Consider the following 11,136-nt stretch of genomic DNA (forward strand, 5'->3'; position numbering starts at 1 on the left):
TAGGCGCTCGTAGCTCAACGGATAGAGCACCTGACTTCGGATCAGGCGGTTGGGAGTTCGAATCTCTCCGAGCGCGCTCATTATCCCAGTTCAGAGGCCTAATCCCAATATAGCCTCTGCCATAACCCCCATTAACCCAACAGAAAACCCAACATTTGTCACAGGGGATGGTTATGGCAGGATCGATTCGTCTCAGAAGGCAACCCAACGTCTGGGAGCTGCGGGTCTTCGTTGGAAGAGACGCTAACGGCAAGGTAAAGCATCGTTACTCCACCTTCATCGGGTCAAAGCGTGATGCAGAGCGTGAACTCGCTCGCCAGCTACTCCTCATCAACGAGGCTCCAGCTCCGGTCATAGAGGTACTAAGTGGAACAAACGAACTACCTTCAACGAGGCGATCGAAGCTTGGAAGGCAAACGGCTGGGAGGATCTATCCTCAAAGACACGGATGACCTGCAATCAGCTCTGGAGTAAATACATCCAAGCTGACATCGGCACCCGGTCCATCAGCTCTACCGGTATATATGAGGTAGAGCAGTACTTTCGCAAACTCTCAGATGGTGGGCTTGGTGAATCGGGGATTAGACAGATCCGAGCAATACTGCATCGATCCTGTAAGCTCGCCGGCAAGTGGTCCAATGGTGCTATTTCGAACCCGATCTCAGGTGCAGAACGTCCAAAGACCCCTCGACGTGACCCAGTGCGTGCACCAAGTGTTTTAGAGGTTCGAACTATTCTCACCGCGCTTGAGACCTCTGGCGACTTACGCTTACATGCCTTCTGTCGCTTAGCAATCGCCACCGGCATGCGAAGAGGTGAGATCGCTGCAATCCGATTGAATGACATCGACTTTGTGAGCGGAGAGCTACGGGTGGACGAAGGAGTGGTTATCGGTAGCGGAGGTGTCACCGTGAAGACTCTGGACGGCGGCATCGGTACGCAAGCTCTTCGTAGATCAGACAACCCTTGATCTCTTGGCCAAACTTCGTGACTCACAACTTGAACTCGGTACCCGATGCGATCTCGAACTCAGCGCCGATGCCTTCCTCTTCTCCTTCGATCCCGGTTGTACAACGCCACCCTATCCTGATATCTTCCCGAAGAACTTTGCCAAGTTTCGAACCGATTATGCGATTCCCAAAGACATCCACCTTCACTCCTTCAGGCACTTTGCAGCAACCTTCTTGGATGCTCTGGTAAGTGAACGTCAAAAACAGGCTCGCATGGGGTGGTCGATTACCCATATGAGCCGGCATTACACCGATGTCGTCTCCGATGAGGACAAGCGAGCGGCCGAGGCGATTGGGGAGATTCTCGGGTAGAGAGAGCAGAGCAGCATTTGGTTTGCCCCTGGCCGAAATGTGTACCGCGATTTCCAAGGGACTGCGAACTCGTGCATTGCGAGGCGATTGTGCTGGCGTGTTAGGAATCTCTATACAACTATCAAGAGAGTCCCGGCCCCGTCAGGCGTTTCGAGCTCACACTTCGCGCCTGACAGGGCCGTTCTCTGCCGAGTGCAGCAAGAGACCCATTCGCCACCATGCACCCGTCGACTAGAACTCCACTTGTCACATGCGTTGGTCTCGACCACACAAACATGGCTCTCAGCTCTCACATTGGTCCGGGAACAGTCCACTGGTTCATCGCTGACAAACGGGGTCTATGTAGCGTAGCGTCCGCGTCAGATTGACGGATAGCGATCGAGAAACCTCGACGGCGGGCGGTTTCAAGTGGACAGCGCAACGCACTCGGCGAGTTTCTCCACTGACGTCTTGTAGCCTAGAGTCTTTCTCAGCCTACCGTTGAGGCTGCGCTGAATCTTGTTGTTGAGATCGGCTTTGGAGTACTCCGACAGGTCAGTACCTTTGGGCATATACTGACGAAGCAGCCCATTAGTGTTCTCGCTAGGGTCCCGTTGCCGTCCAAAATCTCCTTGACTACTCACGTTCTCGCAATCCGACCCAAACCATGTCTTAGGTAGCGCCATAGCTCCAGAACGTACGCCGTCTGCCACGACCATCTAGTAGATATTACCTTTCGGTGTAGTAGCCATGCCAACTACAGGGTCCGTATCCTCTGCGACACAGCGCTACGTTAAAAATGTGCAGGTATTGACCGGTTAAGGTGGCGGGAGCCGAACCCGCATTGTTCTCTGACGGGCTCTCTAGGTTGGCTTGTTGGACCATCCCGAACTCACCCTGATACCGGCCTACAACTGACTAAATCCCCCACTCAAATCCGAAGAGCCACATTTCCGACCGTTTAGACTCCCAATTGTTCGGTTGTGACAAATACTTGGTACCTATCCATCTCCGCCCCTGAACGACAGAGTCTTTCGGCGCGCCTAGATAACTACTCCGTACTGTTTTTATTGAAACCTTCCGACATCCGGGCATTAATGGGTCGACGGAAAACTCTGTCTAACGCACCAACTAACCACAATCAGTGAAGAAATGGTATGCGAAGCTGGACAATTTAAACGAACTGCAAATATTTATGAATAACTCCCGAACACTTAATTTTGGTGGTAGTACAATTAAACGGCGTAGCACTGTGTGGAAACATAAGGCAACGGTACAGTATGGATATCGCCCGGTGATGGATACACAGGACGCGAAGGGGGATCTAATGAAGAACCAGTCGAATCATAGGAGGACTTCTATACTATTAAATCCCATTAAGCCGCCTCTTTGGCTGGAACGGTCTTTGGTGACGGTGGTTCTTGTTGCGGGTTTACTTGGTAGTATCGCTTTCACTGCTGTTGCAGCATCTGCTGCTACTACTACTACGCTCTACGTCAACAGCGGGACAATTACTGGCAGTGGAGATACCTCGTGCTCGACGGCTGCGTATTCCAGAATCCAGTCTGCAGTAACTGCCGCGTCGTCAGGCGATACGGTAGTGGTGTGTGCCGGCAGCTATATCCCTCCAAGCGGCGGCATCGATCTCACACAACCGATAACAGTGGCGGCATCGGGTTCCGTGACACTAAGTGGGGCCGGACCAATCTTCACTCTATACAACACGACTTCGCCCAGCACGGGCGTCACCAACGTGACGATCGAAGGCTTCGACTTCAAGAATGTCACGGGTTCTGGCTACAACGGCGTAATCACAGTTGGCGGGTACGGCGCAGGCGACGTGACGATCCAGAACAACACCTTCAGTAACATCACCGACGAGGCGATTGGCTATCATGGTAACCCCGGTCTCAGCGGCGCGCTCGGGACCAATTGGAAGATCCTCAACAACACGATCACAAACGTCACCGGCAATAGCACCGCGCGCGACGGTATGTTCCTCGGTGACCTGAGTGGCAGTACCATAGCAGGCAACTCCATCTCTTACACCTCGTGGGCGGGGATCATCCTGAACGGCGAACCGTCCGCAACGTTGCCTGCTCCTGAGCACAACAATGTCGTCGAAAACAATACGGTTAGCAATGTGCCCGAGGAAGGCATCCAGATCGCCTTCGGTACCAAGGACATCGTCTCGAACAACAACGTCTCGAACGCCGGGAACGGCGGCACGCCTGTGAGCGGTCGAAACTGTGCAATCTGTCTCTACAACGCCAACCAGACCGAGATTTCGGTCACCGGCAACGCCTTGACGGACAGTTATCAGGGACTTGGAGTTGGACAGGTGAATAGCACGCTCACCTCGCTCGGCTCGGGTATCACCGTGACCGGCAACTCATTCGTTGGGGACACCAACGCTGGCGTGGTTAACAACGCCACTAGCGGGACCCTACAGGCCATGAATAACTGGTGGGGAAGCCCCCTTGGACCGACCACTTCGGCAGGGTCTGGCCCCGGTCGGGCTGGGGCATTGGTGAGTACCAACGTGAACTTCACACCCTGGTGCCGAAACGCCAACTGTGTCGCGCAGGGACCACAAGGTCGGCCGCAGGGACCACCAGCAGGTCGGCCTCGCGCGTAGTTCAAAGGTAAATATTCGGTGAAGCCGTAGCTCCCCGGGTATCGAGGTACTGCAGTGGACCTTCGTGCTTCTGACAGGCTTAGCGGCAGATTGAAGAAGCCACGAAGCCCCACTTAAGTCAAGTAAACACCGAGGACGCAACGTGCGAGAACTACTTCCGGTCCGAAGCAGCATAGGGCCGAGACAAGTACAATGAGCGTGGTCGCCTCACATGCGAAGTGGACCGGGCTCAATGGGCCGTCCAAATCGCGTCAGGACTCGCGCAAAACGAAATCTGTCGCTTGTTTAGATCTATTGCAAGTCGAGTGAGCTAGCGCGAAGTTTTCCTCCATCCTTACTGTCGAGCTTCAGGGGTTCGACATGATTGACATCAACAGAATTCGCGTGAAGTTTGAGATCAATCTGTCTCTCGCAAATGAAGCAGTTTTCTGACTGCATGGAATGGAGTCTGTCGATCAGGGACTGGCGCACCTTAGGCGACAGTCTATTCAGCTATGGCGAGTTCATTTAAACGGTGCTACCAGGCAAAGTCAACCGAGCTTAATCAGGGCTAGGTTGGCAAGCGCGCGATGCTGGTGCGTATGGTCTGAAAACCTCTGGTCGGACAGAAAGGCATTTTCAATTGACCGGGTCAATGCTTAAATGAATGGGTTGCCAACCCAACTCCAGCCCAACTTTTGCCTCGCACGCACTCGCACTGGTTGGCAGCGGGAGTCGACTCGTCTCGGTTATATGGTCGCTGACCGGCGCATATGCGACTCGGTGCGAATGTATGACGACAAATGATATTGTAAAGATACATCTTCGGATCAGGCGGTTGGGAGTTCGAATCTCTCCGAGCGCGCTCATTATCCCAGCTCAGAGGCCATATTGCTCCAATGACTCCCAGAGCTGATTTATAGATATGTCACAGATTAGAGTGTGACGCTCCAAAAGAGACCACAAGGGGATTCATTCCAAAGCCAAATGGAAGATCAGAAAACTAAAAAAGAGAAGACTCGTCGACATTCGAGTATCGACAGTCAAGCATTATTGCATGGCCGCTAACACGCCGATTGGCGTTCGAACAAACCGATACGCTACAAGCGGCATAGGCAAGTTGGGTTCAGTGTCCCATTTGGTGAGCAATTGAATAACCACGGGTGTTGTGGACGCCCGGAGCAGTTCAGTGTCCCGTATCGTGAGTAGTTTCACGCATCGACTATGCAAGCCGCAAGGCTATCGTCGAACCAGCATTTGGACAGATGAAAGTTAGACAGAAAGCGGGCCACCTACGCCTTCGAGGACCATCGGGAGCCGAGACTGAATGGACGCTGCACCCGATCTGTCATAACCTACGAAAGCTTGCCAATGGCAAGAGTACATGCTGGGTTGGTGATGGCCTAGAACCCAAGGAACAGGATCCCCATCGGGATCCTTGACTCCGATTCGAAACCCAAACCAAGAACCCGAGACTGTAACTCCAATTTGGGCAGATTTTGGGGCCCCGCCACTGGATTTGGGAGGTGGTTCGGACCCACGCTACTAGGAAGCCCCGTTCTCTATCTGGACCTTCGGCGTGGATTCTCCGATGTCGAGACCGAGAATCTGAGCGTAAAATGACAGTTCCGCCTCGGCACAGTGGACGATGGTCTCTGCTTTGCGGAAGCCGTGCTGCTCCCCTTCGAATGGTAGGTAAGCAAAAGGTACCGCGTTGCTACGCAGAGCCTCCACCATCGCTTCAGCCTGCTCAGGTGGAACTACCTTATCCTCCAGTCCTTGGAGGATAATCATTGGAGTTCGAAGGAGATCCGTGTGAAAGATTGGAGATCGTTCTTCGTAGAGGTCCTCGCGCTGTGGGTATGGTCCAATCAGTCCATCGAGATATCGTGATTCGAACTTATGGGTGTCGCGCGCAAGTGCTCCAAGGTCTCCGACGCCAAAGTAACTAGCACCGGCGGCAAAGGTCTGGCGGAAGGTGAGTGCACACAGTGTCGTGTAGCCACCTGCGCTCCCGCCTCGAATCAGGAGAGAGTTCTCGTCGGCGAGGCCCTGAGAGACAAGGTAGAGTGCAGCGTTGACACAGTCGTTGAGATCCACGATTCCCCAGGCTCCCTTAAGACGCTCCCGATATTGACGCCCATATCCGGTGCTGCCGCCGTAGTTGACCGAGACGACTGCGAAACCACGCGAGGTCCAATACTGGAGATCGGTGTCGAATTCGGCAAGGCTTTGGCTGGTTGGCCCCCCGTGACTTCGAACGATGAGCGGGGGATAGGTCTCCTCAGGAGCAGCGAAGTCAGGATTTGTTGGTGGGTAGTAGAACCCGTGGGCGGTGAGCCCCTCGTTCGTTGGGAACTCGATGGCTTGTGGTTGCGCGATAGCATTTTGTTCAAGGATCAAGGCTTGCGAGGGACGCACTATGTCGCTTGCGCCGCTTCCTAGATCGATGATTGTCACTGTTAGAGGAGCGGTCGGTGAGCCAGCGATCGTCGCTACCTGGTTGTGGCCGATGAGCGTCAGACCCCCGAGGTAGGTCCAAGGCGTGGATATCTCCCGTAGCGTCCACTCTCCCTCCTGTGAGAGAGTGAGCACTCCAAGATACGAGTGTCCGAGCTTCGACCAGGTCGCAACGATGGATCCGTCGGGAGTTGGCTGATAGGTGCTCATGCCAAAGGTCCACATCGGGACGGCAAACTCTGCCTCCATGTGGAGGAGTGGCTTGTGCGTGCCACGTTGATGGGAGTAGAGGTTCCACCACCCAGATCGATCGGAAACATAAAGTAAGGTATCAGAGTCGAGATATCGCGGTTGAAGCACCGACTCTTCAACTCCGCCACAGATCACGCTCTCGTCAACGAGGCGATTACCCTGTAGGCGGGCCTCGTGCAACTCAGTGCCATCCTATGGCATTCGTGGGTGGTCCCAGGAGATCCACGAAAGCCTGTTCCCATCCGGCGAGAGAGTCGGCGAGGCAAAGAAGTCGTGCCCGTGCACAAGGACGATTGGATCGAGACTCTGGATGAGGGAGATGAGTACGATTTCGTTAATGACCTCGCCACTTGTCTCGTGTCGCTCTCGAACTGCAATCAGAGCCGAGCCATCTTGGGTGGCAATGAGATCTGCATAGCGCCATGCTCTTGGTGTCGGAGGTTCTGGGGTAACTGGGACTGGCTCGAGATGTGGGGCGATGACGCTATAGATCCTCTGGTCGTCGAAGTTCGCGAAGTAGACGGTACCGTTGTGTTCAACGTGACAGGAACCGCCATATTCATGTGCCAGCGTCCGCGCCGAGAACGGCGTTGACAAGACGTCCGTAGTCGAGCCGTCTGCATGTCGCCGAACAATGACGCTTCGACCGCTTTCCTGCGGTCTCCCCTCGGTCCATAGTAACGTTGCACCATCGAATGAGCTAAGAGATCCGAGCCGGACCGTGTCGCTGGCGAGCATCTCGGCGGAGATCTTCGAGGTCCAAGTCCCATAGGGTGCAATTTTGGTCATGATGTTTACCCTAACCCGAGCTTACGACTATATCTGACTACAACATCGCGTACGAAGTGGACCGGGCTCAAGGGGCCGTCCACTCTCATAGCGAAAATGAGCCAGAGGTCGCAGCGTGCATTGTGATAACCAGATCTCTTTCCACCATCTCGGCTAACTTTCGATCCCGGCGTGCTGAGTTACCACTTCACCGCGCATGCGTAGATCGGTCATCGCGGCTGTGAGGCGATGTCAGGCTAGCGACATGGTTGAGTTGTGGAGGGTATCAAACGTGGTTCCTAATCCGGCGGTGGAAGAGGTGCCTCCATGAATGGTTTTAAGTGTAGATACTGGCGTCTTCGAGATTGCCATCGCAATACTCATCTCCTGAGCTGTTGGAGAACAAAACGGGTGTCGTGTCTCAAGGGTTGACTGTGGCAGCATCACTGGAAGGATAGCCACGATTCATGGTTGCATGTGCCCTTGACTGTGTAGGGCATCCTAGGACCCATGTTTGTAGATAAACAGTGGTCAACATTATCTACATATTCTCCTTGCGTCAAGAGAGAGCTGGGTCAGGCCCGGGGCGTAGCTGCAATCTGGACCAAGATTACCGTTGGATCTTCAGCTGGGATTGGGTGGATCTATTCACCGAGGCGTTTGGTGTGTCGAGTCGATCTGCCCGTCTTCAATTTCTGGCTCATGAGCATCCGGGGAGAGGCTGTGAGTGCTGGAGAGGAAATAACGATAAAAGACGTACCCAGGAGGCAGTCCTATCAGTAGGTTCATGATTCGGTATACCGTCGTGACGGCGACCGCTAAGGGAAAGTCGACACCCAGGGCGATCAGGGTGCCCGCCATGCCCAACTCAAACACTCCGGTGCTGATGATCACTCCTCCAAAGATGCTGACGATGTTGGCAAAGAGATAGGCCATGACGGCGATGCCAGGATCAATCGTTTTGCCGAAGGCGAGGAAGGCCATATAGAAGGTCGCAATCTCTACGACGATGTAAAGTATCGACCATCCAAACGGCTGCAACATTCGCCGTTTGTTGCTGGTCATGGCGTGATAGCCAACGTAGAATTGGTCGACAAAGTTAATCAGCTTGTCTTCGTTGAGCGATCTGAAGAGTCGCTTCAGTTGTTTCATAACTGCGTGGATAGCTCGCCTAAGAAGTTGCTCATGTTGCACCAGAATCACCAAGCCGACGGCGAGGATTGTGATACCGATTGCCGAGAGCAGCGTGACCCGAAGCAGCGAGTGTCCACTTTTCCCGCTTTCGGCGTCGATAAGCACGAAACCAACTGGCATCATGAGGAGTACTGCCAATGCACTAAAGGCGTAACGCATCAGCTGGACCAAAACGCTCACTCCTCGGGGCACCTTCGGGGCAAGTACTTGGGAAAGATAACCAGCACCAGCGAGCCCGGCGGATGGGACGAGGTAGTTTACGAAGTTAGTTGCGAGAGCTCCCGCGAAAAGACGCGTCGTGTTGACGTCGTAGTTGAATATTCGTAGTATCGAGCGATAGTAGAGACCGTTTAGCCAGTAACTTCCCAGCTGAATGACGACCACAGAGGCGAGCACGTACCAGCGTAGCTTTGTGAGAAGTGGGAGAAATTGGCCAAGCGAGCTGCGATTCTCAAACAACACGAGTGCAAGGCCAAGAAGCCCTAAAACTGCTAAAACTTGACGCACAAGTTTGGGGGAGCTCTTTTTCATGATTCTGAAGGACATGCCTCTGTGTAGTCGGTGGAGTAGGTCGTCGCACGATCGCCAACGAAGCCGAATGGGCAGCTGTCGGTGTTCATCAGTAAACCAGATACCGGGTAGGTGCTAGTCCTTTGGCGTGAACCCACTCGGACGCCAGCAACTGGCTGCTTAGACGACTCTAACCTCTTGATTGGAGCTAGTCTTCTAATCTTCATTGCCAGACACTAACTCCGTGTTGCCAAACTCGCGGATCGGGATGATGACATTCGTGGCAAGGCGATAATCTGGTCATCTTTGGCTTGAAGGCATGTCTATCATCGGTGACGACCAAGGTGGGTACTGAGTTTCGACCTCTAGCGCGGTGATGACGGGTGTCGCCGGGTTGTGCATGGCCAACCTATATCTCCAGGCGCGACAGGCCTAGGCGATGGACCGACGGCAACAAAAAATATGTCCCGATCGCTTCGCACGGCCGACTAATCCTGTCATTTGGTGGGTGGAGTTGAAGAGGAGCCTGATACATTGTTACGCCGCAATTGTCATCCTAGTGTGATCGTCCTGCAGGCAGTGAAGTCTGTTCTTGCTTTGGGCCTGAGGTACTTGCACGGATGCATGTGCTGTCACAGGCTTACTAGCGGCTAATCGGCCTCTGGATCGGCTCCCAGACCATGGAGTAGGCTCGGTGGAGCGTGGTGAGCCTTGGGACTGGAGCGCATAGGGGCGAACTCATGGGGCAGCTCTTTGACCGCCGCCCTCTGTAAGAGCTTGAACGTGGACTGACGAGGGCGCTCTTTGTTAAGTCGGGCGCGATTCCAGATGAGTTAGCTCATGTGAATCGATTCGACGAGACCTCAGCCAATGATCTAAGCGACCCATGATGGTTTTCGTGCTCAGGTGCTAAAGGTGGTGAATCTAGAAGCCTGGAGAGCTGCATCTATGGTTATTGAGCTTTAAAGATGACTAGCCGTGGTAGAAGGTGGTGGTACATCCGCCGTCGACTGTAACGATCGAACCGGTCATGAACGAGGCATCGTCGGAGGCAAGAAAAGCCACCACTCTGGCCACTTCTGTCGTAGTCGCTTGGCGTCCTAGCGGTTGAAGCGCCGCGCTCTCCTCCCGCCGTTGCAGCATCTGAGCTGCTTGATCGGCTGGCAGGCTCGCCCGACGCCCACCGAGATCTGTGTCGATGTAGCCGGGGAGAACTGCGTTCACGCGAACCCCGAGAGGTCCGTAATCGACCGCTAGCTGTCTGGTTAGGTTGACAATGGCCCCCTTTGAGGCACAGTAGGCAGGTGCAAATGGTGCACCGATAATGCCGTAGGTAGAGGCGATATTGATGATCGCCGAAGGTGATTGGTGCAGAAGATGTGGCATCGCATACTTTGTAGTTAGGAAGGTACCGCGTAGATTAACACCGATAGTCTTGTCCCAGTCATCGACATCGATCTCGTGCAGTCTTCCGTGTGCTCCCCCTACACCGGCATTATTCACCAGGATATCCAGCCGTCCGAGGTCGGTGGTGATCGTGTCGAGTAACCTCGACGTCTCTTCGGAGTTCGAGATGTCACATAAATAGGCGTTGGCCTGCTGGCCCTTCGAGCGAATGTCGGCGACTACACGCTCAGCACCATCGTGAATGTCACAAACTGCTACTGTGACACCCAGGTTGGCTAGGGAAAGCGAAATCGCTTCGCCAATACCGCGTCCACCGCCTGTAACCAGTGCGACTCGGCCACTCATGCTTTGCTCTGTTTCCATGCTCTCATCTCCTGCCTTTTCGGTTGGCGGATGGACGATCTCCTTCTGCCAACGTAGTTGGTAGGCACTTGGTTATAGTGCATTGGCTGATCAGGTGTTCAATATGCATGTAGAGGTTGGTACTACAAGATGACGAGATGCTGGCTAGAGACGAGATTTGGTGCCCACGAGTGCATAGCTGTGGATCGGTGATCCTGGGTTGGATAACCTTTCGTTTCGCATAGTGGAACAGCTGCACAAGTTGCAATTTTTGAATCTGAGACA

The 11,136-nt window shown here is 53.9% G+C and carries 9 protein-coding genes, 1 tRNA gene and 1 pseudogene; 6 read left to right on the forward strand and 5 right to left on the reverse strand.

Annotated elements, in window-relative coordinates:
- The first annotated feature begins 3 nt into the window (after nucleotides 1-3).
- The 4 genes from FEAC_RS05225 (at nucleotide 4) to FEAC_RS05240 (ending at nucleotide 1,322) form a co-directional block, all read left to right on the forward strand.
- Nucleotides 4-76 (forward strand) — tRNA-Arg (locus tag FEAC_RS05225).
- 97 nt (nucleotides 77-173) lie between these two features.
- Entirely contained in the window at nucleotides 174-452 is a 279-nt protein-coding gene (locus tag FEAC_RS05230) for a hypothetical protein (protein ID WP_035388862.1), read from the forward strand.
- Nucleotides 449-970, forward strand: a complete 522-nt coding sequence (locus FEAC_RS05235; RefSeq protein WP_035388861.1) for a tyrosine-type recombinase/integrase — start codon at nucleotides 449-451, stop codon at nucleotides 968-970. The genes FEAC_RS05230 and FEAC_RS05235 overlap by 4 nt, the downstream gene beginning before the upstream one ends.
- Before the next feature lie 4 nt (nucleotides 971-974).
- Complete coding sequence (locus FEAC_RS05240; RefSeq protein WP_035388860.1) at nucleotides 975-1,322, forward strand: site-specific integrase; 348 nt, start codon at nucleotides 975-977, stop codon at nucleotides 1,320-1,322.
- 404 nt (nucleotides 1,323-1,726) lie between these two features.
- Here the strand turns inward: FEAC_RS05240 and FEAC_RS15930 are convergent.
- Nucleotides 1,727-1,918, reverse strand: a pseudogene (locus tag FEAC_RS15930) (IS30 family transposase); the annotation flags it as partial.
- Between the two features lie 791 nt (nucleotides 1,919-2,709).
- On the opposite strand from FEAC_RS15930, the gene FEAC_RS05250 reads away from it, so the two are divergent.
- Together FEAC_RS05250 and FEAC_RS16335 are read left to right on the forward strand one after the other, a co-directional pair.
- Nucleotides 2,710-3,939 carry a right-handed parallel beta-helix repeat-containing protein gene (locus FEAC_RS05250; RefSeq protein WP_035388859.1) on the forward strand — a complete coding sequence of 410 codons (1,230 nt, stop codon included), beginning with the start codon at nucleotides 2,710-2,712 and terminating at the stop codon, nucleotides 3,937-3,939.
- A 1,196-nt stretch (nucleotides 3,940-5,135) separates the two neighbouring features.
- Nucleotides 5,136-5,360: a transposase gene (locus FEAC_RS16335; protein WP_306722608.1), complete on the forward strand. Its 225-nt coding sequence runs from the start codon at nucleotides 5,136-5,138 to the stop codon at nucleotides 5,358-5,360.
- A 103-nt stretch (nucleotides 5,361-5,463) separates the two neighbouring features.
- Here FEAC_RS16335 and FEAC_RS05255 read toward each other — a convergent pair whose 3' ends face one another.
- From FEAC_RS05255 to FEAC_RS05265, 4 genes are all read right to left on the reverse strand, one after another.
- Entirely contained in the window at nucleotides 5,464-6,810 is a 1,347-nt protein-coding gene (locus tag FEAC_RS05255; protein ID WP_201773852.1) for an alpha/beta hydrolase family protein, read from the reverse strand.
- Nucleotides 6,811-6,822: 12 nt separating this feature from the next.
- Nucleotides 6,823-7,419 carry a hypothetical protein gene (locus FEAC_RS15795; protein WP_201773853.1) on the reverse strand — a complete coding sequence of 199 codons (597 nt, stop codon included), beginning with the start codon at nucleotides 7,417-7,419 and terminating at the stop codon, nucleotides 6,823-6,825.
- Between the two features lie 627 nt (nucleotides 7,420-8,046).
- Nucleotides 8,047-9,099 carry a lysylphosphatidylglycerol synthase transmembrane domain-containing protein gene (locus tag FEAC_RS05260; protein ID WP_035388858.1) on the reverse strand — a complete coding sequence of 351 codons (1,053 nt, stop codon included), beginning with the start codon at nucleotides 9,097-9,099 and terminating at the stop codon, nucleotides 8,047-8,049.
- Between the two features lie 975 nt (nucleotides 9,100-10,074).
- Nucleotides 10,075-10,872: an SDR family NAD(P)-dependent oxidoreductase gene (locus tag FEAC_RS05265; RefSeq protein ID WP_035388857.1), complete on the reverse strand. Its 798-nt coding sequence runs from the start codon at nucleotides 10,870-10,872 to the stop codon at nucleotides 10,075-10,077.
- Nucleotides 10,873-11,136: the final 264 nt, after the last annotated feature.

The organism is Ferrimicrobium acidiphilum DSM 19497 (assembly GCF_000949255.1).
GTDB lineage: Bacteria > Actinomycetota > Acidimicrobiia > Acidimicrobiales > Acidimicrobiaceae > Ferrimicrobium > Ferrimicrobium acidiphilum.

Coding starts and splice junctions, on each gene's coding strand:
- FEAC_RS05230 (WP_035388862.1), top strand. CDS start 174: ATGGCAGGATCGATTCGTCTCAGAAGGCAACCCAACGTCTGGGAGCTG.
- FEAC_RS05235 (WP_035388861.1), top strand. CDS start 449: ATGACCTGCAATCAGCTCTGGAGTAAATACATCCAAGCTGACATCGGC.
- FEAC_RS15795 (WP_201773853.1), bottom strand. CDS start 7,419: ATGACCAAAATTGCACCCTATGGGACTTGGACCTCGAAGATCTCCGCC.
- FEAC_RS05265 (WP_035388857.1), bottom strand. CDS start 10,872: ATGGAAACAGAGCAAAGCATGAGTGGCCGAGTCGCACTGGTTACAGGC.